Annotated in this window: 25 protein-coding genes and 2 pseudogenes; 17 read left to right on the top strand and 10 right to left on the bottom strand. The window is 70.4% G+C overall.

Annotated features, from left to right (window positions below; genetic code table 11):
- Positions 1-154: 154 nt before the first annotated feature.
- The 6 genes from ACFXAZ_RS10830 to ACFXAZ_RS10805 all read left to right on the top strand — a co-directional run bounded on the left by ACFXAZ_RS10830 (position 155) and on the right by ACFXAZ_RS10805 (position 7857).
- Positions 155-1624, top strand: a complete 1470-nt coding sequence (locus ACFXAZ_RS10830; protein ID WP_384587577.1) for a CoA-acylating methylmalonate-semialdehyde dehydrogenase — start codon at positions 155-157, stop codon at positions 1622-1624.
- A 54-nt stretch (positions 1625-1678) separates the two neighbouring features.
- A complete protein-coding gene (locus ACFXAZ_RS10825) occupies positions 1679-2620 on the top strand; it encodes an alpha/beta fold hydrolase (RefSeq protein ID WP_384587574.1) in 942 nt (313 codons plus the stop codon).
- A complete protein-coding gene (locus tag ACFXAZ_RS10820; RefSeq protein ID WP_384587570.1) occupies positions 2613-3017 on the top strand; it encodes a hypothetical protein in 405 nt (134 codons plus the stop codon). The genes ACFXAZ_RS10825 and ACFXAZ_RS10820 overlap by 8 nt, the downstream gene beginning before the upstream one ends.
- 178 nt (positions 3018-3195) lie before the next feature.
- Positions 3196-3654: a MaoC family dehydratase gene (locus tag ACFXAZ_RS10815; RefSeq protein WP_384587567.1), complete on the top strand. Its 459-nt coding sequence runs from the start codon at positions 3196-3198 to the stop codon at positions 3652-3654.
- Between the two features lie 82 nt (positions 3655-3736).
- Positions 3737-5275: an amidohydrolase family protein gene (locus ACFXAZ_RS10810; RefSeq protein ID WP_384587565.1), complete on the top strand. Its 1539-nt coding sequence runs from the start codon at positions 3737-3739 to the stop codon at positions 5273-5275.
- Between the two features lie 284 nt (positions 5276-5559).
- Positions 5560-7857: a SpoIIE family protein phosphatase gene (locus ACFXAZ_RS10805; protein WP_384587562.1), complete on the top strand. Its 2298-nt coding sequence runs from the start codon at positions 5560-5562 to the stop codon at positions 7855-7857.
- On the opposite strand, the gene ACFXAZ_RS10800 is transcribed toward ACFXAZ_RS10805, so the two are convergent.
- The 3 genes from ACFXAZ_RS10800 to ACFXAZ_RS10790 all read right to left on the bottom strand — a co-directional run bounded on the left by ACFXAZ_RS10800 (position 7838) and on the right by ACFXAZ_RS10790 (position 11242).
- The gene (locus ACFXAZ_RS10800) at positions 7838-8803 is read right to left on the bottom strand and encodes an HpcH/HpaI aldolase/citrate lyase family protein (RefSeq protein ID WP_384587559.1); all 966 of its coding nucleotides are present in this window, start codon (positions 8801-8803) and stop codon (positions 7838-7840) included. The genes ACFXAZ_RS10805 and ACFXAZ_RS10800 overlap by 20 nt on opposite strands.
- A gap of 258 nt (positions 8804-9061) precedes the next feature.
- Positions 9062-10339 carry an MFS transporter gene (locus ACFXAZ_RS10795; RefSeq protein WP_384587556.1) on the bottom strand — a complete coding sequence of 426 codons (1278 nt, stop codon included), beginning with the start codon at positions 10337-10339 and terminating at the stop codon, positions 9062-9064.
- 540 nt (positions 10340-10879) lie between these two features.
- On the bottom strand, positions 10880-11242 hold the full coding sequence (locus ACFXAZ_RS10790) for a YciI family protein (RefSeq protein ID WP_384587553.1): 363 nt from the start codon (positions 11240-11242) through the stop codon (positions 10880-10882).
- A gap of 556 nt (positions 11243-11798) precedes the next feature.
- On the opposite strand from ACFXAZ_RS10790, the gene ACFXAZ_RS10785 reads away from it, so the two are divergent.
- The 7 genes from ACFXAZ_RS10785 to ACFXAZ_RS10755 all read left to right on the top strand — a co-directional run bounded on the left by ACFXAZ_RS10785 (position 11799) and on the right by ACFXAZ_RS10755 (position 17704).
- Complete coding sequence (locus tag ACFXAZ_RS10785) at positions 11799-12602, top strand: enoyl-CoA hydratase-related protein (RefSeq protein ID WP_384587550.1); 804 nt, start codon at positions 11799-11801, stop codon at positions 12600-12602.
- Positions 12603-12718: 116 nt separating this feature from the next.
- Positions 12719-12853 carry a hypothetical protein gene (locus ACFXAZ_RS10780; protein WP_384587547.1) on the top strand — a complete coding sequence of 45 codons (135 nt, stop codon included), beginning with the start codon at positions 12719-12721 and terminating at the stop codon, positions 12851-12853.
- Positions 12846-14258, top strand: a complete 1413-nt coding sequence (locus tag ACFXAZ_RS10775; RefSeq protein WP_384587544.1) for an aldehyde dehydrogenase family protein — start codon at positions 12846-12848, stop codon at positions 14256-14258. Before ACFXAZ_RS10780 ends, ACFXAZ_RS10775 begins: the two co-directional genes overlap by 8 nt.
- A gap of 32 nt (positions 14259-14290) precedes the next feature.
- Entirely contained in the window at positions 14291-14920 is a 630-nt protein-coding gene (locus ACFXAZ_RS10770; RefSeq protein WP_384587541.1) for a malonic semialdehyde reductase, read from the top strand.
- A gap of 136 nt (positions 14921-15056) precedes the next feature.
- A complete protein-coding gene (locus tag ACFXAZ_RS10765; RefSeq protein WP_384587538.1) occupies positions 15057-15677 on the top strand; it encodes a disulfide bond formation protein DsbA in 621 nt (206 codons plus the stop codon).
- A gap of 234 nt (positions 15678-15911) precedes the next feature.
- Entirely contained in the window at positions 15912-16994 is a 1083-nt protein-coding gene (gene rutA / locus ACFXAZ_RS10760) for a pyrimidine utilization protein A (RefSeq protein ID WP_384587535.1), read from the top strand.
- Positions 16995-17146: 152 nt separating this feature from the next.
- Positions 17147-17704 (top strand): RICIN domain-containing protein, encoded by a 558-nt coding sequence (locus tag ACFXAZ_RS10755; RefSeq protein WP_384587532.1) that lies wholly within the window; start codon positions 17147-17149, stop codon positions 17702-17704.
- A 215-nt stretch (positions 17705-17919) separates the two neighbouring features.
- Here ACFXAZ_RS10755 and ACFXAZ_RS10750 read toward each other — a convergent pair whose 3' ends face one another.
- Both ACFXAZ_RS10750 and ACFXAZ_RS10745 read right to left on the bottom strand, forming a co-directional pair.
- Positions 17920-18618, bottom strand: coding sequence for a response regulator (locus tag ACFXAZ_RS10750; RefSeq protein WP_384587530.1), 699 nt, complete (start codon positions 18616-18618; stop codon positions 17920-17922).
- 79 nt (positions 18619-18697) lie between these two features.
- A pseudogene (locus ACFXAZ_RS10745) lies at positions 18698-18868 on the bottom strand (hypothetical protein); the annotation flags it as partial.
- Between the two features lie 12 nt (positions 18869-18880).
- On the opposite strand from ACFXAZ_RS10745, the gene ACFXAZ_RS10740 reads away from it, so the two are divergent.
- Positions 18881-19105, top strand: coding sequence for a hypothetical protein (locus ACFXAZ_RS10740; protein WP_384587743.1), 225 nt, complete (start codon positions 18881-18883; stop codon positions 19103-19105).
- 69 nt (positions 19106-19174) lie between these two features.
- On the opposite strand, the pseudogene ACFXAZ_RS10735 reads toward ACFXAZ_RS10740, so the two are convergent.
- Positions 19175-19261 (bottom strand): annotated as a pseudogene (locus tag ACFXAZ_RS10735) (hypothetical protein); the annotation flags it as partial.
- A 12-nt stretch (positions 19262-19273) separates the two neighbouring features.
- Between ACFXAZ_RS10735 and ACFXAZ_RS10730 the strand changes: the two are divergent.
- Together ACFXAZ_RS10730 and ACFXAZ_RS10725 are read left to right on the top strand one after the other, a co-directional pair.
- Entirely contained in the window at positions 19274-19762 is a 489-nt protein-coding gene (locus ACFXAZ_RS10730) for a hypothetical protein (RefSeq protein ID WP_384587740.1), read from the top strand.
- A gap of 274 nt (positions 19763-20036) precedes the next feature.
- Positions 20037-20603, top strand: coding sequence for a class I SAM-dependent methyltransferase (locus ACFXAZ_RS10725; RefSeq protein ID WP_384587527.1), 567 nt, complete (start codon positions 20037-20039; stop codon positions 20601-20603).
- A 102-nt stretch (positions 20604-20705) separates the two neighbouring features.
- Here the strand turns inward: ACFXAZ_RS10725 and ACFXAZ_RS10720 are convergent, their stop codons facing one another.
- On the bottom strand, positions 20706-22289 hold the full coding sequence (locus ACFXAZ_RS10720) for an MFS transporter (protein ID WP_384587524.1): 1584 nt from the start codon (positions 22287-22289) through the stop codon (positions 20706-20708).
- Positions 22290-22402: 113 nt separating this feature from the next.
- Between ACFXAZ_RS10720 and ACFXAZ_RS10715 the strand changes: the two genes are divergently transcribed.
- Positions 22403-23302, top strand: a complete 900-nt coding sequence (locus tag ACFXAZ_RS10715) for a helix-turn-helix transcriptional regulator (protein WP_384587521.1) — start codon at positions 22403-22405, stop codon at positions 23300-23302.
- A gap of 31 nt (positions 23303-23333) precedes the next feature.
- On the opposite strand, the gene ACFXAZ_RS10710 is transcribed toward ACFXAZ_RS10715, so the two are convergent.
- The 3 genes from ACFXAZ_RS10710 to ACFXAZ_RS10700 form a co-directional block, all read right to left on the bottom strand.
- Positions 23334-23720, bottom strand: a complete 387-nt coding sequence (locus tag ACFXAZ_RS10710; protein WP_384587518.1) for a fic family toxin-antitoxin system, toxin component — start codon at positions 23718-23720, stop codon at positions 23334-23336.
- The gene (locus tag ACFXAZ_RS10705; RefSeq protein WP_384587515.1) at positions 23717-24010 is read right to left on the bottom strand and encodes a DUF1778 domain-containing protein; all 294 of its coding nucleotides are present in this window, start codon (positions 24008-24010) and stop codon (positions 23717-23719) included. Before ACFXAZ_RS10705 ends, ACFXAZ_RS10710 begins: the two co-directional genes overlap by 4 nt.
- Before the next feature lie 128 nt (positions 24011-24138).
- Entirely contained in the window at positions 24139-24663 is a 525-nt protein-coding gene (locus ACFXAZ_RS10700; protein WP_384587512.1) for a hypothetical protein, read from the bottom strand.
- Positions 24664-24776: the final 113 nt, after the last annotated feature.

The following is a 24776-nucleotide window of genomic DNA, read 5'->3' as shown; positions in this document are numbered from 1 at the left end:
ATGGGCCCCGGGAATTCCCGCCCCGCGGGGACGCCTTCCCCGCGGGGCGGGAGAGCACAGCTGACGAGGTTCTCGCACCTGAACGTGCGACCGCCGGCTGCCCGACCCTTCCGCTCGCGGGCGTCAGCCGGCCCGCATCCGACAGCGAGGATCAATGATGAATGAACTGCTGACGCACCATTGGATCGATGGACAGCCGTACGCCGGCGGCCAACCCGTGCCGGTGGTCAACCCGGCCACGGGGGCACCGCTGGGCGAAGTCCTCCTGGGAGACGCGGAGGTCGTCGAGCGCGCGGTCGCCTCCGCGCAGGCGGCGTTCCCGAAGTGGCGCAACACCCCTGTCTCGCGCCGCGCGCAGGTCCTCTACGCGTTCCGCGACCAGTTGCGGGCGCATCTGGACGAGCTGGCGGAACTGATCAGCGCCGAGCACGGCAAGACCGTGGACGACGCGCGGGGGGAGATGGCCCGGGGTATCGAGGCCGTCGAGCTGGCGTGCGGGGTCCCCGGACTGCTGAAGGGCGAGTTCGGCGAGCAGACCGCGACCAATCTGGACACCTTCTCGATGTTGCAGCCGCTCGGGGTCTGCGTCGGGGTCACGCCCTTCAACTTCCCCGTGATGATCCCGCTGATGAAGATGGCGGTCGCGGTCGCCGCGGGCAACACCTTCATCCTGAAGCCGAGCGAGCAGGACCCGGGTCCCGCCGTACGCCTCGCCGAACTGGCCAAGGCGGCAGGGCTGCCCGACGGCGTCTTCTCCGTGGTGCACGGAGGACAGGACGTGGTCGAGGCCCTGATCGACCACCCGGACACCACTGCCGTCTCCTTCGTGGGATCGACCCCGGTCGCGCACAGCATCTACCGGCGTGGCGCGGCGGCGGGCATTCGCGTGCAGGCACTGGGCGGGGCGAAGAATCACCTCGTGGTGATGCCGGACGCCAATGTCGGCTTCACCGCCGACGCCCTGGCCGCCGGGGCCTTCGGCGCCGCCGGGCAGCGATGCATGGCGGTGACCACCGCTGTGCTGGTCGGCGACGGAGCGGACGAGGTCGTCGAGGCCGTACGCCTGCGGGCCGAGGGGATGATCCTGGGGGCGGGCTCCGATCCGGCCACCCAGGTCGGGCCGCTGATCAGCGCGGCGGCCAAGGAACGCGTCCAGTCGATGGTCGCCAGGGCGATCGACGCGGGCGCGAAGCCGGTGGTCGACCGCAGCACCGAGGTCGTCCCCGGCCACGAGGGCGGCTTCTTCGTCGGTCCCACCCTGCTCGACCATGTCACACCCACCTCCGAGATCTATCTCCAGGAAGTCTTCGGCCCGGTGCTCATCGTGCTCCGGGTGAACACCCTGGACGAGGCGCTCGAACTCATCCGCACCAACAGGTACGGGAACGGCGCGGCGATCTTCACCGCGAGCGGTACGGCGGCCCGCCGCTTCCAGCGCGACGCGCAGGCCGGAATGGTCGGCGTCAACGTGCCCATCCCGGTGCCCGTGGCGCCCTTCGGGGCCGGCGGGTGGAACGACTCCGTCTTCGGCGACACGGGACTGTCGAACGCCGCCTGGCGCTTCTACACCCAGCCCAAGTACGTGTCCGCCCGGTGGGACGAGCAGGTGGGTCGTGACAGCTGACGTCGGTAACGGACACAGGCCGCACACGGTAGGCCGTACAACGGAAGGTTGAGAATGCCAAGAACGATCGCAGAACTCCCCGAGGACATTCGGAGCCGCTACCCGTTCCAGTCACGGTTCGTGCGGGTGAACGGCCGACGCATGCACTACATCGACGAGGGGCCACGCGACGCGCCTCCCGTGCTGCTGCTGCACGGCAACCCGGCATGGGGCTATCTGTGGCGGGACGTGGTGCCGCCGCTGCTGGCCGCCGGACTGCGCGTGGTGGTGCCCGACCAGATCGGCTTCGGACTGTCCGAGAAGCCGCACGACCACACCGTCCACACCCTGGACAACCACGCGGCCAACCTGGTCGCGCTGCTGGACACGCTGGAGCTGCGCGGCGCCACCTTCGTCTGTCATGACTGGGGCGGCCCCACCGGACTGTCCGCGCTCGCCGTGCGACCGCAGGCCGTCTCGTCCGTCGCGGTCATCTCCACCTGGGCGTGGGTGGAGCCCTGGTCGGCATTCCATTCGCGTGTGCTGCCGTGGCGGCTCATGCACGCCCCGGTGGTGGGCCCCCTGGTGATGGGCAAGCTCGGGGCGATGCCGGGACGCGGCATGTATCTGTCCGTGGTCGACCGGGAGCGGTTCGCCGCCGAAGGCCGCGACGGCTACACCGAGGTCACCGCGGATGCCGACGAGCGCGCCCTGACCTGGACCTGGCCCCGCTCCATCCCGCTGGGCCGGGACACCGACATCGCCAGAGAGCGGTTCCGGTGGCTGGAGGCACAGATGCGGGCCCTGCGACTGCCGGCGACGGTGATCTGGGGGCGCGAGGACGACGTATTCACCACCGATGAGTTCACCCGCTACTGGAAGGACGTCTGGCCGCACGCCGAAGGTCCGCACCTGGTGACCGGGCGGCACTTCCTCCAGGAGGACTCCGGTGCGGAGATCGGAAAGCTCCTGGCCGACTTCGCCGGCCGGGTGAACGAAGGGCAGGGCAATGGCTGAAGCACCCGAGGTACTCATCGTCGAGCAGCGTCCGGAAGGCCATCGGTCGGTGCCGCTGCTGGAGGAACACCAGCTCGGCCACTACCCGGAGTTCCGGGAGTTCCTGTCGGTCACCTTCGGCCTGGCGGCTGATCCGTTCGGGGCGCCCGGCCTGCTCAGCCTGGCCGGCCGCCACTACGAGCTGGTGTTCGTCGGCAGCTCCGGCCTCCCCTTCCCCGCCGCGGTACGCGTCGCCGCACTCGTCCCCGGACTGGAACCGCTGGACGAACAGCTCGCCCTGGCCGACCTGTGGACCATCGCGCTGTGGCTGGTGGACGGCGTCGGGGGAGAGTGGGACGCGGAGGCGCTCACACGCACCGGGCAGATCTACCGGATCACCCCGGAGTACGCCGCCTGAACCGCCGATGGGCTGGGCACCGGCGAACAGCGGGTGCCCGGCCCGGGTTCCACCACCTACCCCCACCAACCGGGGCGAGCGAGCCGCGTCCGGTCCCGGACGCCCCGCCGCCGCCCCGCCCGTTCACCCCTCCCGCTCACCCCTCCCGCTCACCCCTCCAGAGAAGGACGGACAAACCGTGCCCACCCTTGCCCACACCATCGACGGCCTCAAGGCACTCGCCGGAACCGACCTGGGCCGCACCGGCTGGATGGAGATCACCCAGGAGCGGGTGAACACCTTCGCCGACGCCACCGGCGACCACCAGTGGATCCACACCGACCCGGAGAAGGCGAAGGAGGGCCCCTTCGGCCGCACCATCGCCCATGGCTATCTCACGCTGTCCCTGATCATCCCGCTCTTCGAGGAACTGCTGGAGGTCAGCGGTACGTCGATGAGCGTCAATTACGGCCTGGACAAAGTACGTTTCCCCAGCCCCGTGCCGGTCGGCGCCAAGATTCGCCTGCATGGCACGGTCGCCTCCGTCGAGGAGGTCAAGGGGAACGCCGTTCAGCTGCACCTCACCTTCACCGTGGAGGTCGACGGCAGTGACAAGCCGGCCTGCGTGGCCGAGGCGATCTACCGGCACTACGCCTGACGCCGACGATCAACCCCGATCGCCGCCACTCCCGATACCTTCCACGGCCCCTCAAGTAGCCTGTAAATACTTGGAGTCAGTCATGAACAATGACGCCGCATCACCTCAGACGGACCGTTCCAGACCGCCGCTGCGCCGCCGGTCCTTCCTCGCCGCCGGCGCCGGTGTCGGCGCGGCCGGTCTGGGGCTCGGTGCCGCCGCGACCGCCACCGCCCGGCCCGAGGCGCCCGCGCCGGTCCCGTCCTTCACCCCTGGCCGCCCGATCCTGTTCCGCGGCGCGACCGTCGTCACCGGCGATCCGCGCCTGGGCACCCAGCAGAACGCCGATGTGCTGGTCACCGGGGCGACCATCAAGGCCGTCGGCCCGAACCTCGCCGCGCCCTCGAACGCCGTGGTCGTCGACGGCCGCGACCGCATCCTGATGCCCGGCATGATCGACACCCACCGCCACATGTGGCAGACCGTGCTGCGCGGGGTCGCCGCCGAGTGGACGATCGCGAACTACTTCCAGTTCATGTTCGAAGGCGGATGGGGCCAGCTCTGGCGCCCCGAGGACATCTACGCCGGGAACTACCTCTCCATGGTGGAGGCCATCAACAGCGGGGTCACCACCACCCTGGACTGGTCACACGGGCTGTACACCTACGAGCACGCCGAGGCCGCCGCCGACGCCCTGTTCGACTCGCGCGGGCGGGCCCGGCTGGCGTTCGGCGACATCAGCGCGGGTCCGCAGAAGTGGGCCGTCGACGGTGACGTGGACCGGCTCCAGCGCGCCCGCTTCTCCTCCAGCAACCAGTTGGTCACCCTGCAACTCGCCTGGGAGACGCCGAACGACCCGGCCTTCCCGGAGCGCCCGGCCTGGGAGTTCGCCCGCGACCACGACCTGATGGTCACCCAGCACGCGGGTGTCTGGAACTTCTCCGGCAAGGACGGGATCAGGATCCTGCGGGACAATGGCTTCCTGCTCCCGACCAACACCTATGTGCACTCCTCGTCGCTCACGGAGAGCGACTACCAGATGATCGCCGACAGCGGCGGCAACGTCTCGATCTCCGCCGAGAGCGAGCTGAACGCCGGTCAGGGCTACCCGCCCACCGGCAAGGTGCGCGAGCACGGCATCCCGATCTCGCTGTCGAACGACACCAGCATCTGGTGGAGCGCCGACATGTTCTCCGCGATGCGGGCCACCCTCAACGCCGACCGTGGCCTCGACCACCAGGCGGCCCACGCCGAGGGCAAGACGGTCATCAACAACGATCTGCGTACGGAGGACGTCCTCCACTACGCGACCCAGGGTGGCGCCGACGCGCTCGGCCTGGGCTCGAAGCTGGGGTCGATCACCCCGGGCAAGCTGGCCGACCTGGTGATGCTGCGGGCCGACACCCCCTCGATGGTCCCGCTCACCAACGCCGTTCACCAGATCGTCTTCCAGGCGAGCCGCGCCGAGGTGGACACGGTCCTGGTCAACGGCCGGGTGCTCAAGTACGGCGGTGCGCTGATCGCCCCCGATCTGAAGCGGGCCACCCGGCTCGCCGAGGCGTCCCGTGACCACATCCGGGACGCGGTCGGCGCCGAGCAGTGGGCGGCCGGCCTGGAGCCCCCGCCGTACCGGACCGCCTGAAAGCCGTACGGACCGCCTGACCGAGGGCCGTACGGGACCCCTGACCGGGGGCTGGACGGGATCACCTGACCGAATGGTCGGTCAAGTTGCTGCTTACCATGGGTAACATGAGGCACGGCTCCGGACCGGCCTCGACGTCGCAGGTCAAAGCCGTGGACCTCCACACCGGACGGATACCGGCGTGGCTCGCCGACGCGTAGGCTGCCTGATCAGAGGGGCAGGGGCGATACTGGTCTGAGGTCGGCCCGGACATGACGGAGCTGCGAAGCGAGGTGTCGCTTCCCATGGCACAGCACGTTGACGACGGACCTGGCCCCAGAAAGCCAGGTCGGCGGTGGACCGCCACGGCACGCGGCGTCCACGAGCGGGACACGTTCCTTGTCACGGTGCTCCATGCAGCCGTGCGCGAACTCGCCGCCGAGGCCGTCTTCGTGCATCTCCTCGAAGCGGGCGGCGAGACACTGCGGTTGACGATGGCGGGCGGGCTCCCGCCCGCCATCGTTGTCATGCCCGAGCGCATCGCGGCCACCGACGCCCATCCCACGGCGAACGCCCTCCGCAGCGGCACCCTCGCGATGGCCCCCCAGCAGCGACCGACCGCCGGTGCGGCACAGCTCCCGGGTGTGGTGCCCATTCTGGCCCTCGTCGTGGCCGCCCCGCTCACGCACGAGGGCCGGCGCCTCGGCACTCTCACCGGGATCTGGACGCAGGACTCCGCCGCCACGCCGGAGAGCCGCGCTGAGCGCCTGGAAGCCATCGCCCGCGATCTGTCCGGGCGGCTGGCGACGATGGCCGGCCAGGGCGTGCCGATGTCCCCGGGGACCAAACCGGTCATCGTGCCGGTCCTGCACTCGGCCCGCACCGTCGCCAGCAGGGCGGCCGGCAGCACCGGGGCGAGCCAGTGGGGGATGCCCGAGATCCCGGCTTCCACCGAAGTGACGTTCATGTACCACATCCACCAACTGGCCGCGATGCTCAACGAGGCGGGCGGTTTCGCGGAGGTCATGAAGGTGGTGCAGGAGCGGATCATGGAGCCGTTCGGCGCCACGGCGTTCCTGGTGACCTCGGTGGAGTACGGAAAGGTCTGGGTGGCCGGGTACGGCAACTGCCCACAGGAGGCCGTCAAACGGCTGCACGGATCCAGCGCGCACCACGACGGGGACCCGCTCAGAGAGGTGATGCGGTCGCAAGTGCCCCTGTGCTACCGGGACCGGGCGGCGCTGGTGAACGCCTACCCCGGCACCGAGGACGGCCGGCGCGTGGAGGACGGCGTGCGGGGCGGCTGGGTCTTTCTTCCGATCATGGTCGGCTCCCTTGCCGTGGGGGCCTGCGCGCTGGGGTTCGAGGGTCCGGTGAACCCCAGCGCCCAGGAGCAGATCATCCTGTTGATGATGGCCAATCTGCTCGGACCCACCCTCGTCCGGGCCCGGCTGAGCCAGTCCGGCCGGAGTCTGGCCGAGCGCGTGCAGAACAAGCTGCTGCCCGAGGCGGCCTGGGACATCCCCGGCCTCGCCCTGGCGGCCCGCTACGTCCCGTCAGGTGCGTCCACCCTGGGCGGAGACTGGTACGACGTGATGGTCCGGGACGAGTCGACGGCCGGGCTGGTCGTCGGTGACGTCGAGGGCCATTCGATCGACAGCTCCGTGGTCATGGCGCAGCTGCGCACCGCGGTACGGGCCTACTTCATGGAGGGTCACCCCCCGGCCACCGTGCTCCGGCGGACCAATCGCCTGCTGTTCCAGCTGGACACCGACCTGTTGGCGACCTGCTGTGTCGCTGTCCTGGACCTGGGTGACGGGATGCTCGACGCCGCCTCGGCGGGACATCCGGCCCCGGTGGTCCGGCACCCGGACGGATCGGTGACGGTCGCGGACCTGCGTACCGGCCCGCCGCTGGGCGTCGACCCGCGCACCGTCTACACGTCGGCCGAGCTGTCGCTCCCGCCCGCGACCCTGCTCATGCTGCACACCAACGGCCTCAGCTGGTCGTCCGCCGCCGACGCGGCCACCCCGGAGTCACTCCTCGCGTCGCTCGGCTCCCCCGGGGACACCCAGCCGGAGCGACTGGTCGATCTGGTGCTCGCGGCGGGACCGCGGGAACGGGCCCGTCGCGACGATGTCGCGCTGCTGATGGCCCGGTACGAGGGCGGCCGGACCGACGGCGGCCGGCACACCGGCAGGCTGAGCGTCCAGCGCCACGATCTCCAGGCGGTCAGGGCCTCACGTACCTTCGTGCGGGACCTCCTCCACGCGTGGCACCTCGATGAACACACGGAGGACGTGGAGCTGATGACGTCCGAGGTGGTCACCAACGCGCTGGTGCACGCCGACAGCGGCGTCGACATCCGGATGCGGGTGCACGGGAAACACATCAGGGTCGAGGTCCGTGACTCCGACCCGACACCCCCCGTGCCGGAGCCGATCGTCCTCTCCAACCAGCCGGGCTCGGAGTGGGAGCACGGCCGCGGGCTGATCATCGTCGACGCGCTGGCCTCCGACTGGGGCACCGCACCGAGCGGCCACGGGAAGACGGTGTGGTTCGAGCGATCCATCCGCCGCGTTCCTACGCCGTCGGGGGCGTGAAGACGGTGGTGCGCCGCAGACCGGCCGCGCGGCCCTGGCCGACGACGACGAGGGCCATCTTGCGGCTGGCCTCGTCGATCATCTCGTCGCCCAGCATCGCGGAGCCCTTGAACCCGCCGGCCTGCGAGGTGTACCAGGCGTAGGCGTCGAGAATCATCTCGGCGTGGTCGTAGTCCTCCTGCGAGGGCGAGAAGATCTCGTTCGCGGCGGCGATCTGGTCCGGGTGCAGCACCCACTTGCCGTCGAATCCCAGTGCCGCCGAGCGGCCGGCGACCTCGGCGAACCCGGCCGGGTCGCGGATCTGGAGATACGGCCCGTCGATGGCCTGGAGGCCGTGGGAGCGCGCGGCCATCAGGATGCGCATCAGGATGTGGTGGTAGGCGTCCGCCGGATAGCCGGGTGGCTGCTCGCCCACGACGAGTGACTTCATCCCGATGGAGGCCATGAAGTCGGCGGGGCCGAAGATGAGCGTCTCAAGGCGCTGGGAGGCAGCCGCGATGTCCTCCACGGCGACCAGGCCCTCGGCGCTCTCGATCTGTGCCTCGATACCGATCCGTCCGGCCTCGAAGCCCATGGTCCGCTCGATCTGGGTGAGGAGCATGTCCAGTGCCTTGATCTGGGCGGCGTCCCGGACCTTGGGGAGCATGACACAGTCGAGGTGCTGCCCCGCGCCCTCGACCACGGTGACGACATCGCGGTAGGTCCAGTGCGTGGTCCAGTCGTTGACCCGGAGCACCCGCGTCTTGCCGGTCCAGTCACCGGTGTTGAGCGCGTCCACGATCAGGTGCCGGGCCTTCTCCTTGACCGCCGGGGCGCAGGCGTCCTCAAGGTCCAGGAACACCTGGTCCGCGGCGAGGGTCTGGGCCTTCTCCAGGAAGCGGGGGTTGCTGCCCGGGACGGCGAGGCAGGAGCGGCGGGGACGCGGGCGATGCACGGTGCTGCTCATGCTGCGTGAGCTTCCTTTCGGCGGGGCTGAGGCGCCGTCGCGCCGGGATTCCGGAGCACGGCTGGGGCCCCCGGTGGGCGGGGAGTGGGCTCCCGCCCACCGGGGGGTGATACGGGGAGGCGTCGCCGGTGGCGGCGCGAGGTGTCGTCCCGGGGGTGGCGCGGGGAGGCGCCGGGGGAGTGACGCGGGGAGGCATCACGGGCAGTGACGAGGAGAGGCGTCCCGGGAGCGAAGAGTGGCGTTGTCGAGTGGCGTTCGTCAGTCGGCGGGCCGGTCGGCCGCCGCCCGGTCCGCGAAGCCGGCCCGGCGTACGCAGGCCACCACGCAGATGGCCACCAGCGGGAGCAGGGTGACCTGCCACAGACCGGCCGCGCCCCAGCCGGACATCTCCACGAGCGAGGCGAACAGCAGCCCGGAGAAGGCGGCGCAGAGGTAGAAGCTGGTGACGAACAGTCCCGTACTGCGCCCCACCTGGTCGGGCCGCACGGCCCGCTGGATCGCGCTGTTGTGGTTGGTGTAGAGCGTGCCGAGGCCGAAGACGCCCATGAAGAACGCGAACAGACACTGCCAGCCCAGGGTGACCTCCGTCTGGTAGATGAACAGGCTGGTCACCGAGAGTGCGGCGTAGGCGACGATCAGGACCTTGCGCTGGTCGACCCGGTCGCCCAGCCAGCCGGACAGCGGCGCCAGCAGGGCACCGAAGCCCACGAAGCTCATGGCCAGGGCAGCCTGGGTGGCCGTGTAGTCCAGATGGCTGATCAGGTACGTCGGGTACAGCCCGAGGAAGCCGTAGACGGCCACCCCGCTGATGGCGGCGCTGAGTGCCAGGGCCAGGCTGTCACGGTTGTAGGGAGAGGCGGGCAGATGGGAGTTGCCCGCGATCGAGGCAGGGCGCTCGTCGGCGCGCTCGGTGAGTCCGCGGTTGACGGCGAAGAGGGCGATCGCCGTGATGACGAGGCCGGCCGTTCCCAGCACCACGAAGGGGAGGCGCCAGGAGCCGAGCGCGGTCTGCATCTGGACCCCGGCGAGCGGTCCGATGAAGGTGCCCAGACCGTAGGCGGTACCCGCACAGCCGAGGGCGAAGGTGCGGTTGTGGGAGAAGAACGCGCCGATGGCCGCGAACAGCGCCGCCGTCTGCATGCCCTCACCGAACCCGGACACGATCCGGTACACGGTCATGTCGGCGAAGCCGGTGGCCAGGGGCGTGGCCAGGGTGCCGAGCGAGTAGATGACGATGCTGACGAGCATGACCGTCTTACGGCTGAAGCGGTCCAGGAGATAGCCGGTGGGGAGCCCGGCCACCGCCATCCCCAGGGTGAAGACGGTGGCGAGCGTGCCGCCCTGGGCCAGTGAGAAGCCGTACTCCTCGCGGATGCTGGGCAGGAGCGGGCCGAAGACCTGCCGGTCCATGGCGTTGAGCAGGTAGGAGAAGAGGAGGATCAGTGAGCCGGTGACGATCGTGCGCATGGGGAGGTCGTGCGCGGGTGTCTCGGCCTTGGGTCTGCTTCTCGCGGGGGCTGGCGTGGCGTGGGACATGATGGGTCTCCTGTCGGCTGAAACCGCGGGGGATCGCGGTCGGCTCGTCGGCGGGAGGAGGCCGGGCCGACGATGAGCCGGACGCGAGGGAGCGGCGCGGGTGATCGCGCGTGATGTTGTGGTGGCGGAGCGGCGGGCACCGACGGTACCGCGCCGGTCCGCGCGAGCGAAGAGGTAAACGTCCGCTCACCGCCGGCACCTCGGCATTTCGCCGTGCGGGGCGGGATGCGCCCGGGTTCCGGCGGCGCTCGCGGGTACGGCCGTACGGCGGTCCGGTCCACGCAGGTGTGGTGGCGGGGGCCGGTCCCGCCGGGAGGGAGTCCGAGGGCACAGCGGTACTGGCTCGGCGTCCCGGCGTCCAGCGGCGGCGCGACGAAGTGAGGTCCCCACGTCTTGCGCCGGGCGCTGGTGAGCTGGTGAGTCGGTCGGGGTGGGCCGACGGGAGGGCCGGTGCCGCGTGGCGGCCGTGCCGTCCTCACCAGCCGTCTTCAGCCGGTCGTCAGTGAGACCGCGATCTACGGCTCGGGTCCTGGCTCGCGGTCACGTCCGCAGCGTGCCTTCGTTGAGCAGCCAGGGCAGCACACGGAACGTCCGGGCACCCGCCTGGTGCATCGGGTCCGAGGCGGCGATCCGGGTGGCGTCGTCGATCGACTCCGCGTGATAGACGAACACCCCGTGCCCGTTGTACTCCGTGCCACCCGCGCTGGAGAGCGGTCCGGCGGCGAACATCACGCCTTCGTCCTGCAACTTGATCTGGTACGCCAGATGGGGTTCGAGGTTCTTCAGCACCGGGTCCAGGCCATCGACCGGGTCGGAGAACACGACGTACAGTTCTTTGCCTATGAGGTTTTGACCGAGCTGCCGACAGAATTGAACCAGCTCGTCCCAGGGCATCGTTGCCATGAGTCACCACTTTCGCCTATGGATGCGATGGAAGACACGACGTCATTCTGAGAGAGTGACTTGTGGACCAGGAATACCGGATCCAATTCGGTAGCTGTCACGTTTCCCCGCCCGGAGTCATTCCCTCGGTGTCGGCTCCTCGTATTCCGGTATCATCACCACAGGCCAGGGCGTATGGGCTTGGCCTCGTTGCACAATCCTGGACAGCGCTGCCGGTGATCTTTGCGCGATTCGTGCAATCGTGGTTCAGACGACTCTGATTCGTGTGACCGAGACACGCTCAAAGGCGATTCGTGTGTCACCGTGATGCGCGCAACCGTGGTTCGAGCGCCACCGGCGCGCCACCGTGATGATGACGCGGCTTGGGCGATCCGTGCAAAGCGTCCCCGTGGTCTTGGGCATCGCGACCAAGCGCCGGGGTGTGATCGCCGCCCATCATGGCCACCCGGCTGACATGACCCGCCAGGACCCCCGGAGAACCACCATGCGCTCCCGGCGGGAACGCGGCGGACCCATGACCGGCCGGCACACATCGATGCATGCGAACGGAGTCCCGATGTCGGCTGTGGTGAATGACGCGGTCCAGGTGAGCCGGGAGGGAGCGATCGCGACGGTCCGGCTGAATCGCCCGGCACGGATGAACAGCATGACCTCCGGGCTGCTCGACGGACTGCTGACCGCCCTCGAAGACATAGCGGCCGACAGCGATGTGCGGGTCGTGCTCCTGACCGGCAACGGCAAGGCGTTCTGCGCCGGCGGTGATCTGTCCGCCGGGCTCGACGAGATCAACGGCGCACCGCCCCTGACCAGCCAGCACCGCAGGCTGCGGACCTTTGTCCGGGCGAGCCAGCTGCTGCACACGATGCCGCAGGTCACCATCGCCGCGATCAACGGCGCCTGCGCCGGGGCCGGGTTGTCGCTCGCGCTCGCCTGCGATCTTCGGTACGCGGCGGATGCGGCGCGCTTCAGCACGGCGTTCCTCGGCGCGGGCGTGTCGGGCGACTTCGGCGGCATCTGGTTCGCCACCCGGACCCTGGGTGCCCAGCTGACCCGGTCCCTGTTCCTGCTGTCGGAGCGCTTCGACGCGGCCGAGGCACAACGGGTGGGGCTGGTGACCGGCACGTTTCCCGGCGCGGAGCTGCTGCCGGAAGTGCGCTCGGTGGCCGAGGGCCTGGCCGCGCGGGCACCGCTCGCGCTGTCCGCCATGAAACAGAATCTGCTCGACGCCGAGTCGATGGACCTCGCCGCCTACCTCGAAGTGGAAAGCGGCCGTCAGGCCTTCACCGTCGCCACGGCGGACGCGGCCGAAGCCGCCGCGTCGTTCATCGAGCGCCGTACGCCGCGCTTCGAGGGCAAGTAGCCCGGCACACGGCACGGGCCCTGCCCCGGCCGGCCACCGCATACCGAAGAACCCGCTCAGGGTCCGTCCACAGGACCGTGTTCGGGAACCATCTCCAGGAAGGACACCGCCAAACGATGCGCACCACCCCGCGTACCGCCCTCGGCATCATCGGCGCCGGTCCGGCCGGGCTCGCGCCCGGCCGTCGCCCGTCGCGCCGCCCCGTCAGCACCGGCCCGATCCTCAAGAAGGGGGAGCGGACCCATGGCTGAGAGTTTCCCGCACTGGATCAACGGCCGTCGCGTCCACGGCGACGGCGAGCACATCGACGTGGTGAACCCGGCCACCGGCAAGGCGATCGCCACCGTACCCGCGGGCTCGGCCGCCGATGTGGACACCGCGGTGGCCGCCGCCCGCGCGGCCCTCCCGGGCTGGTCGGCCACGGCGGTCGAAGAGCGGATCGCCGTGGTGCGGCGCATCGCCGACGGCATCACCACGCGCCGCGACGAGATCGCCGCCAGCATCACGGCCGAGATGGGCTCGCCGATCCGCTTCTCACGCGCGGTGCAGGCGGGAGTACCCGCCGCCACCTCGGCCGGGGTCGCCGCGGTCGCCACCGACTTCCCGTGGACCGAGGAGATCGGCAACTCCCTGGTGGTGCGCGAGCCGATCGGCGTGGTCGGGGCGATCACCCCCTGGAACTACCCGCTGCACCAGATCGTCTCCAAGGTCGCGCCGGCGCTGCTCGGCGGCAACACCGTGGTGCTCAAGCCGTCCGAGATCGCACCGCTGACCGCTGTCATCCTGGGCGAGATCGCCGAGGCGGCCGGTCTGCCCGCCGGGGCGTTCAACCTCGTGCACGGCACCGGCCCGGTGGCCGGCGAGGCCCTCGCGGCCCACCCGGACGTGGACATGGTGTCCTTCACCGGGTCGACCGGGGCCGGCAAGAGGGTGTCCGTGGTCGCGGCGCAGAACGTGAAACGGGTGGCGCTGGAACTGGGCGGCAAGTCCGCCAACGTCATCCTGGACGACGCCGATCTGGCCCGAGCCGTGAAGCTGGGACTGGCCAACGCCTTCGCCAACGGCGGCCAGACCTGCACCGCCTGGACACGGATGCTGGTGCCCGCCGCCCGGCACGACGAGATCGTGGAGGCCTTGGCCGCGGCTGCCGCCAAGCACACCCTGGGCGACCCGGTACAGGAGAGCACCCGCGTCGGCCCGATGTCCTCGGCGGCCCACCAGCACCGGGTGAACGGCTACATCGAGCGTGGTGTGGCGGACGGAGCCACTCTGGTCTTCGGCGGTCCTGGCCCCGTGGCGGGCATGGGGGACGGCGCCTATGTGCAGCCCACCGTGTTCGGCAACGTCGCCCCGGACTCGGTGATCGCCCAGGAGGAGATCTTCGGCCCGGTGCTCTCGGTGATCCCGTACGCCGACGAGGAACAGGCGGTGCGGATCGCCAACGACTCGATCTACGGGCTGGCCGGCGCGGTGTTCGGCGAGCCCGAGCACGCCCTGGCGGTCGCCCGGCGGCTGCGCACCGGCCAGGTGGATGTGAACGGCGGCGCGTTCAACCCGCTGGCACCGTTCGGCGGCTACAAGCAGTCCGGCAACGGCCGTGAACTCGGCCGCTACGGCCTGGAGGAATTCCTGGAAGTGAAGGCGATCCAGCGGTAAGCCGACAGGCCCCCAACTCCGAAAGGGAAACCATGCCCGACACCCCCACGCCCGAAGACGCCGAGATCACCCTCTCCAGGCTCGACGAGAACGGCCGCGCCACCCTCTTCACCCACGCACGCACCGTCAACAACTTCAGCGAGCGTCCGGTGTCCCAGCAGCAGCTCAAGGAGATCTACGAGCTGATGAAATGGGGACCGACCTGGGCCAACACCCTGCCCCTTCGCATCCTCTACCTCACCACCCCGGAGAGCAAGGACCGGTTGCTGCCGCACCTGGACGCCGGAAACACCACCAAGGCGAAGTCCGCCCCGGTCAACGCCGTCCTGGCTGTCGACAACACCTACCACCATCACATTCCCCGCCTGCTGCCCTTCCGCCCGCAACTGCGCGACGCCCTCGACAACGACCCTGAGCTGCACGGGCGGATCGCCACGGGAAGCGGGTGGCTCCAGGCCGCCTACTTCCTCTTCGCCGTCCGGGCGGTCGGCCTGGCCGCCGGGCCCCTGGGAGGCTTCGACGCCGCCGGGATCGACGCCGAGTTCTTCCCCGAGGCCGACTGGAACTCGTTCCTCGTGGTCAACATCGGCCATCCCGGCACCGCCCCGTGGTTCGACCGGCTGCCACGCCTGAACTACGACGAGGCCGTGCGCCACATCTGAGGTGTCGGCCACGGGCGACCGGGGGCGATCTCGACGAGGTGGAGGTGCACCCGCTTCCCGCGCCGGAGCCCGTGCTCACGGCGGGCCGCACCCCGCGTTAGCCTTCAGACCGGACACGGTGTGAGGAGTCGAGCACATGACTGAACGGCGAAGCGTGGACTTCTGGTTCGACCCCGTATGCCCGTACACCTGGATCACCTCACGGTGGCTGGTGGAGGTCACCAAGGTGCGGCCGGTGACCGTCCACTGGCGGGTGATGAGTCTCTCGGTGCTCAACGAGCACCGGGACGACAACCCCGAGGGCGAGTGGGAGGACTACATGTGGGCGCCGGTACGCGTCTGCGCCGCGGTCGAGGAGCGGCACGGGCAGCGGGCACTGGGTGACCTCTTCACCGCGATGGGCACCCGCTTCCACCTCCAGGGCGACTGGGGAAACCTCACGGCGGCCCTGGCGGATGCCGGGCTCCCCGAGGAACTGGCGGAGGCCGCCGGGTCCACCGCCTACGACGGGGCGATCCGCTCCTCGCACGCCCAGGCGGTCGCCCTGGCCGGCGGCGACATCGGCACCCCCGTGATGTCGCTCGCCGCGCCCGACGGCGAGCGGGTCGGCTTCTTCGGACCGGTCGTCTCGCCCGCTCCCACCGGGGAGATGGCGGGCCGGCTGTGGGACGGCTTTCACCTCATGGCCACGGTTCCGGGCTTCTACGAGGTCAAGCGCACCCGGAGCGGGGAGCCCCGGTTCGACATGGCCGACTGACACGGCCCCTCCGGCGTACGGAGCCGGCCCCGGTCCCCACCGGCGGTCGACCCGGCCGCGCGACCGGGCGAACACCTTCGCGGCAGCCACCGAGGCCACGGACACCCGCAGTAAGGTGACCCGCAGCGAGGGCGACCGGCTGTGGGCCGTACGACGGCGGTGACCCTCCCGACCACACCCCACAGGGGCGGGAAACGGTCCGTGCGTCGCCTGCCCCGGTGACCGAGGAGTGAAATGGACATCGGGGTCTTCCTCCCCATCGGGAACAACGGCTGGCTCATTTCGAAGAGTTCTCCGCAATACATGCCGACCTTCGAACTGAACAGGACCATCGTGCAGCGGGCCGAGAAGCACGGCCTGGACTTCGCGTTATCGATGATCAAACTCAAGGGTTTCGGTGGCGAGACGGAATTCTGGGACCACTGCCTTGAGTCGTTCACCCTGACAGCGGCACTGGCCGCCGTGACGGACCGCATCAGGCTGTACGCCTCCGCCCCCATCCTCGCCCTGCCCCCGGCGATGGCCGCGCGGATGGCGGTGACCATCGACTCGGTCGCCCCCGGCCGGGCCGGCGTCAACATCGTCAGCGGCTGGGCGCCCGCCGAGTACGCCCAGATGGGCCTGTGGCCCGGAGACGAACACTTCACCACCCGTTACGCGCGTGCCGCCGAATACGTCACTGTGCTGCGGCAGTTGTGGAGCGAGGGCACCAGCGACTTCAAGGGCGAGTACTACCGGATGGACGGCTGCGTGCTGTCTCCGCGCCCGGCGAACGGGCACATCGACATCCTCGCCGCGGGGCAGAGCGGTACGGGGATGAGGTTCGCCGCCGAGTACGCCGACGGAAACTTCATTCTGGGCAGCGGGGTCAACACTCCGCTCGCCCTCTCCGAGGCCACGGCCACGCTCGCCGAACAAGCGCGTACGACCGGCCGCGACGTCGGCGCCTTCGCGCTGTTCATGATCATCGCGGACGAGACCGACAGTGCCGCGCAGGCGAAGTGGAAGGACTACCACGACAACGCCGACCTCGCGGCACTGGGGTATCTGACGGACCAGACGGCGAAGGACAAGGACGCCGACGACTCCTCGACGGCGAAGACCGTGGCGCTGCCCGAGGGAGCCGTGAACCTCAACATGGGCACGCTCGTCGGGTCTTACGAGACCGTCGCGAAGATGCTCGACCAGATCAGCGAGGTCCACGGCGTCAAGGGGATCATTCTGGTCTTCGATGAATTCCTCGAAGGTGTGGAGAACTTCGGCACACGAATCCAGCCGCTCATGAAATCCCGTACGCCGGTACGGGGGACATCGTAAAAGGCGGTCTTCATCTGCGCGGACCCGTCAAGGGTGTGAGCGGCAAGTCGCCCCTGAGGGGGATGGCTGGGGTGGCGAGGTTGGCTCTAGGGTCCCACTGGCCGGTGAGAAATCGGTGCTTTGTGTGCTCTTTCACCCGACAGGAGTCAAATATGTCCATTCCTCGCACATGGCTGGCCGGTGCAGGTGTGTCCGTGGCGACGGCGGCCCTGCTGGCCGTTCCGGCCGCCCCGGCCGGTGCCGCGGCGGCCCAGCAGGCGGCACCGCCCTCGCTGCGCCAGCTGACCCTGCGACTGGCCTCCGACGCCGAGCAGCTCGCCGAGGTGAAGGGGGCCTCCGTGGACGACGGGGCCGCGATCGTCCAGGGGGCCTTCTCCTTCGGCGGCAGCGCCCGCTGGACGGCCGAGGACATGGGCGGTGGCTATGTGCGCTTCGCGTCCGTGCACAGCGGCAAGTGCCTGGACGTGAAGAACGGTGACACCGCCGAGGAGACCGAGATCATCCAGTGGACCTGTGACACCGGCCACCATCAGCAGTGGCGGTTCGTCGCGAAGGGGAACGGCTACCAGCTCGTCGCCCGGCACAGCGGCAAGTGCCTCAACGTCCGCGGCGGCACGGGCGAGGGCAACCCGCTGATCCAGTACACCTGTTCCAGCCAGGGCGAGGACAACGACCTCTGGCTGCCGGTCTGGGAGCCGACCACCGTGTAGTCGCGGGGGCGGCACGGCCCGGTGGGGGAGCCGCTGTCGCCAGTCTTTCGGCGGGGGCCAGGGGATGCCCCGGGTGGCGAGTTGCCACCGGGGCCGGCCCCGCTTGAGGATCAAGGAACAGCGGCCCAAGGTGGCCATGGGCAGAGGGCCGGCCACGGCTCGCACCTGTGGCCACGTGAGTTCTCCTGCCAGACCTTCCAGCGCCGGGTCGCCGCTCAGTCACCGGCCCTCACCAGACCGCTTTCGTAGGCGAAGATCACCGCGTGGACACGGTCCCGCAGGCCGAGTTTGGTCAGGACGCGGCCGAGGTGGGTCTTGACGGTCGTCTCGCCGATGAAGAGGCGGTCCGCGATCTCGCCGTTGGCCAGTCCCCGGGCGACCAGGGCGAGGACTTCCCGCTCCCGCTCGGTGAGCGCGGCCAGGCGGCTGCGCTCCTCGGGCACGCGTGAGGGGGTGTGCAGGATGAAGCGCTCGACCAGGCGCCGGGTGAGTGAGGGCGCCACCATGACCTCGCCCCGCAGCACCGCACGGACCGTCACCAGGATCTCCTCGGCGGGGGCGTCCTTGACCAGGAAGCCGTTCGCGCCGGCCCGCAGGGCCGCGTAGGCGTACTCATCGAGGTCGAAGGTGGTGACGACGAGGATGAGGGGCCCATCGGGCCGTGCGCAGAGCCGTTCGGTCGCGGCCAGCCCGTCCAGGCCCGGCATGCGTACGTCCATCAGGACGAGGTCCGGTGCCAGGGCGGCCACGCCCGTGATCGCCGCGTCGCCGTCGGCGGCCTCGCCCACCACGGTGAGGTCCGGCTGGCTGTCGATGACCATGCGCAGCCCCATCCGGATCAGCTCCTGGTCGTCGCAGATCAGCACCCGGGACGCGGACGGACCGGGAGCCGGTTGCGGGGCCGGGCGGGTCACGGGCCGGCTCGGTTTCGGTGGGGCGCAGGGTGGCGGCGACCCGGTAGCCGCCATCGGGCGTGGGCCCGGCGTCGACGCTCCCGCCGTACAGCGCGGTGCGTTCGCGCATGCCGGCGAGTCCACGACCGGAGGGACGCAGCGGGGCAGCGAGTGCCACCCCACCTCCGGTGCCGCCCGAGTTCTCCACCCGGACACGGACGAGCCTCCCGGGCCCCTCGGTACCGGTGTCGACCTGTACGAGGATGGTGGCGTCCGGCGGCGCGTGCTTGACCACGTTGGTGAGTGCCTCCTGCACGATGCGGTACGCCTGAAGGACGAGGTCCGCAGGAAGGCCGGACCGCTCTCCGCGCAGGTCCAGCCAGGCGCGGGTGCCGCTGGTGTCGAGGCGTCCGACCAGCCGCCGCAGATCGGCCGCGAGGTGCCCGGTGCGCCCACCGGGATCGGAGCGGTGATCGGGGTGGGGACAGGGGTCGGGGCCACTGGCTGAGGCGCCCAGGTCGTCGGGAGTACGCAGCACCTCCAGCAACCGGCGCAGTTCGCCCAGCGCCTCCCGCCCGGTCGCGCTGATGACACCGAGAGTGCGGTCCACGACGGCGGGGTCCACCTGCCGCATCAGCCTGCCGCCCTCGGCGTTCAGCACCATCACGCTCACGCTGTGCGCGAGGACATCGTGCATCTCGCGGGCGATGCGTGCGCGCTCCTCGGCGACGGCGACCTGGGCCAGGGCGAGGCGCTCCGACTCGGCCGACACGGCCCGCCGCTCGAACTCGGCGATATAGGCACGCCGGGCACGGACGTACTCGCCGAACACCCAGTCCCCGGCCAGCAGGAGCCCCACCGCGAGCGGGGTGAGCCAGACGCCGCGGGCGCCCGAACCCCGCCCGAACCCCCGTGGTCCCGCTGCCACGCGGGAATCCACAGCACAACGCAGCAGGCGGTACAGACCACCGTCGCCGCGGCGACCCGGCGCAGCCCGCGCACGGTGAGCGTGGCGAGAACCGCGGCCAGGGCGACAGCGCCACGCCCCGGTTCCTGTCCCCACACCTCTCCCAGGTACTGCGCCCAGAACGCCACGGTCACCAGCGCCGCGACCAGCGCCGGCCGACGACGGCGCCACAACAGCGGCAGCACCAGGGCCAGGTAGACAACCGTCTGCACCCAGACCGGCCGCCAGCCCGGCTGCGGGCGGATCACCGGGGGCACGGCCACCAGCACCACCAGCAGAAGGTCCGCCAGCCACGGGTGGCTCCGCCGCAAGCGGGACAGCGTCTCGATCAGCCGATGCACCACCTCACGCTAGGGCGGGGGCCCGCTCCCCACATCGTCCTGCCGGGGGTCGCGCGGTCCTCCTGGAGTCGTACACGCACGGGCCGGGGATACGACGTGCGGCCACCCGGGCCGCTTCGAGCATGACAGTCATGTCGATCACCAGCGAGTTCCTCAGGCGGCCCCTCATGACCGGAGCCGTGGCGGCCAGCTCACGGCGGCTGGCGCTCGCGATGACCGAGGGAATCGGCCTGGAGCGGGCCCGGCTCGTTGTCGAACTCGGCCCGGGGACCGGGGTGTTCACCGACGCGATCCTCGCCCGCCTCGCACCCGGCGCACGGCTCGTCGCGATGGAGCTGAACCCTGTGCTCGCCGCGAGGCTGTCGGCCACCCGGCGCGATCCACGACTGACCGTGGTGCAGGGTTCGGCCACCGGGCTCGCCACAGCGGTGGGCGAACCGGTCGACGCGGTGGTCTCCGGGCTGCCGTGGACGGTCATGCCGCGGGAACGCCGAGGGCAGATCATGGACGCCGTGAGCGCGGTCCTCGCGCCCGGCGGCCGGTTCACCACCTTCGCCTATCTGCACGCGTCCTGGACTCCGCCCGCCCGTCACTTCACCGCCGAACTCGCCCACCGCTTCGACCGGTTGGAGCGCTTGAATGTGGTGTGGGCGAACCTCCCACCCGCCTTCGTCCACCGGGCCACCGGGAAGCCATGACAGCAGGCAGCCCCACCAGGGCCAGGACCGTGGCGGGGAAGATCGGCACGAGGTGGCGTACGCCGACCGCGTGCCTTCCTGCTGACCGACGGCCGGGGGCGTTCAGTGGCGCGAGGCGGTGCGGTGGGGTGCGAGCGCGAAGTAGGTGAGGATCGCACCGAGCGTGGACAGGGCCGCGAGGATGAGGCCGAGGGTGTGGAAGGCACTGGTGAGGCCCGAGGCCAGGGCTGCGTGCTGTGCCTGGGCCACCTGACCCTGGACGGCTTGCCCGGCGATCCGGGTTGCGGCATCGGAGGGGAGGCCGCCGCCGCTCAACCCGGCCGAGGTGAGCGAGGTGAGCAGTGCCGCGGCACCTGCGACAGCGACGGACTCGCCGGTGATGCGCATCGTGTTGAAGATGCCCGCCGCGGCACCGGCGTTCTCGACCGGGACAGTGCTGACGGCGGCATTGTCCATGACCCCGAACGCCAGACCCACTCCCGCGCCGAAGGGCAGCAGAGGAAGTGCCAGTGCCGGCCATGATCCGTCACCGCGCAGGGTCACCAGGAGCAGCGCACCGGCCACGATCAGCGCGGAAGCGGCGGTCAGCACCGCTCGTACAGAGGTACGCGCGGCCAACTGGCCTGCGGCGAGCGGCAGGAGCAGGACGGGGGCGGTCATCGGCAGCAGGAACAGGCCGCTGGCCAGGACGGTGTGACCGGCGACGCCCTGGAGATAGGCGGGCAGGTAGACCAGCAGGACGACGAAGCCGAGAGTGACCGTGAAGGGCTGGCAGACCACCGCGACGAACTCGGGCCTGCGGAACAGACGGATGTCGAACATCGCGCGGTCGCCCAGGCGCATCTCCACCACGGCGAACAGCGCCACCAGCAGCACGGCGGCAGCGAGCAGCAGCAAGGTGCTCGGAGCGCTCCAGCCCGCGGCCCCGGCCCGTACGAAGGCGAAGGACAGACAGGTCAGCCCGGCGGTGAAGGTGGCCAGCCCGGCCACGTCGAGAGCGGGCCGCTCGGGGTTGCGTGATTCCGGAGCCCGCCTCGCGCACAGCCACGCCGGTAGGGACATGGCCGTGACCAGGAGGAACACCGACCGCCAACCGGCCGCTTCGATCAGGGCCCCGGCGACCAGCGGCCCGATCGCGAGGCCCGTACCGAAGGAGGTACCGAGGAACCCGAAGGCCAGCTGTCGGCGCCGCCCGGAGGTGGAGTGGGCCAGCACCGCCGCTCCCGAGGCCAGCACGGCCGCTGCCCCGCATCCCTGGACCACCCTGGCCACATCGACCACGGCCATCGAAGGCGCCAGCGCGACCAGCAGGGACAGCGCACCGACCAGTGCGATGCCGGTCAGCAGCACCCGGCGCCGGCCGAGCCGGTCCGCGAGACTGCCGGCCGCGAGCGGCAGGGCGGCGAAGGTGATGTTGAAGCCGTTCAGCATCCACTGCGCGGTGCCGACCGAGGAGCCCAGGTGCGCCGCCATGCTCGGCAGGGCCACCGCGGCCCCGGTCACGGAGAACGGCAGCATCATGCTGGCGGACCCGACCGCGACCACCGTGGGCCAGTAGCCGCGCCCGCCGTCGCCCCCGGGCTGGGCCAGGGGCGCACCGGGTGACGGGGCCGCCGGGGAATCGCTCGCACGGGTTCGATCCGGGTCGGGTCGGCGTGCGGCGCCGGGAGAAGAGAGAGTGGACATGCCCTCGATCGTCGGCGAGGGCCACCGGCGGATGAAGAGACCGTGATTCCCTGGGATCGACAGGGCCACCTTCCGGCCCTCGCGTCCCTGACGAAGCCTCCATACTGGAACGTATGGCCGATACGAGCATCATCGCCAACAGCCTCGGCGACTACCTCAGGACCCGGCGGGCCCTGGTGTCACCGGCGGACGTGGGACTGCCGCCGACCGGCCGCCGCCGTGTCCCCGGCCTGCGCCGCGAAGAGGTCGCTGAACTGGTCGGACTCAGCACCGACTACTACGTACGCCTGGAGCAGGGGCGGGCCGATCACCCCTCCGACGAGGTCCTTGACGCACTCAGCAGGGCACTGAACCTGGGATCCGCCGAGCGCGCCCACCTGTACGACCTGGCCCGGCCACCCCGCGCCGCCGGCGCGACGACAGCGGCCACCGCACGGGGCGACGTGCTGCGACCCGCCCTGCGGCAGATCGTCGACGCCATCCCCGGCGCCCCCGCGGTGATCATGAACGATCGCAACGATGTCCTGGCCTGGAACCGGCTCGCAGCCGCGCTGATCGCCGACTTCCCCACGCTCCCGCCACGCGAGCGGAACATGGCCCGCCGGATCTTCCTGGACCCGGACGCACGACAGATCCACCTCGACTGGGACGAAGCCGCGCGCACCACGGTCGGCATACTGCGCATGGCCGCCGGACGCCAGCCGCACGACGCGGACCTCGTACGTCTCATCGGCGAACTGTCACTGGGCAGCGAGACCTTCCGCCGGTTGTGGGCCAGCCATCATGTGCACGAGAAGAACCACGGACCCAAGCGCTTCCGGCACCCCACCGTCGGAGACGTCACACTGAACTACGAGACCTTTCAGGTCCCCGGCGCCGCCCACCACCTCCTCGTGATCTACACGGCTCCGCCCGGGAGCCCCGCCGAGGAGGCACTGAACTTCCTGGCCAGCTTCACGTCCTCCGACGCGGCCACCCGCTCCCGCCCGCAAACGAAGACCGAGACCGGCTGACCCGAACCGACCGGCTGCCGGGCTGGGCGACTCAGGAGATTCTCCACGCCCGCAGTTGACGGCCGATCAGCCCGACACCCTTCCCGCCGGACGCGGCATCACGTACCAGTGCCACCGCCTCCTTCGGCGGATAGTCGAGCCGGTACCCGTTCAACATCAGGTACGCCTCCGCGGAGTGCCATGCGAACCGCTCGTTGGAATGCTCCAGGCACGGCAGCCGCGCGAGCGTTTCGAGCAGCGCGGCGGCCCTGAGGAAGACGGAACCGTACACCTCACGCTCCATCGCACGGGCGTTCACCCGCGCGACCGCCGCATACAGCGGACCGTAGTCGTCCACTTGGGGATCACCAGGCAGCAACTCGGCGGCGTGCAGAAGAAAGGCCACGTCGAGAGGGTGGGCGGGATTGTCCTCGGTCACGCGGCGTGGCCCCGCTCCTGTAGCGCCTCAAGCTCAAGACGCGCTTCCAGTTCCCCGGCGCGTTGCGCCGCGCCGGCCCCGGCCGGGCGGGTGTCCTCGTCGAAAGCGTCACCGCTGCGGTCCATCGACTCCCGGAACGCGTCGAGGAAGTGCTTCTCCACGGCCGTCGCACGGTCGTAGGCCGCGGAGAGGATGTACTCCTGGAGGCTGACACCCTCCTGCCTCGCGGCGGCCTCGATCGCGGCCCGCTGAGCCGGGTCAGGGAAGCGCAGGTTCATGGCTTTGGTCATGGTATCCACGGTACCGTCGGTACCATCCGCTGCGCCAGACCGTGGGCCGCAGAGGCGTTGGGCGGCCAGGGCCGTTGTGGCGCTGTGGTTCTCCGCCACTCCTCCGGTCGGGGGTGTCCGGCCTCCCGTCAGTCCTGCGGCCCGGCCGGCGCGTCGGTGTCGTCGGTCGCGGGGAACACGGCGAGTGGGCCGTGGTCGGCACGCCACCGCGCGAACCGGTCGAGCAGTTCGGGGATGTTGGCCAGGAGGAAGGCGTGGAAGTTGCGCATTTCGAGAATGCGGACCCGGGGCGCGTCGGGGAGTCGGGGGTCGGCGAGTTGCTCGTCGAGGATCGCCACCAGCCGGGACACCTCGCGTGCGTTGTCCTGGTAGACGTCGGGCCAGTGGGCCGAGCGCAGACTGAACTCGTCCTGCCGGGTCTCGGGTGACACCGTCCGTTCGACCATGTTCAGCCGGCGCAGCAGTCTTCCCATGCTGGAGACGGTCACCGGGCTGGCTTCCATGCGAGCCGCGAGCTGTTTGGTGGCCAGTCGGGGTTCCTCCGCGATGAGGAGTATTCCGACCATCCTGCCCGCCATGGGCGGCACGTCGGCTCCGAGCAGTGTGGCCACCACGTCGGCGAACCGCAGATGCGCCTGTTGGTCCCGAGTCATGCCGGAAGTGTATCCCCTAGCCATCATTCATTCGGAACTGAACGACGCAGTCTATTGACACTGCGGCGAGTGGGATCGAATACTCGCTGCATCGCAATGCGGACATCACACTG

The sequence above is a fragment of the Streptomyces sp. NPDC059477 genome, assembly GCF_042749375.1.
Lineage (GTDB): Bacteria > Actinomycetota > Actinomycetes > Streptomycetales > Streptomycetaceae > Streptomyces.
The sequence above is the reverse complement of the archived record's forward strand: the minus strand, read 5'-3'. Positions and strand labels throughout refer to the sequence as shown.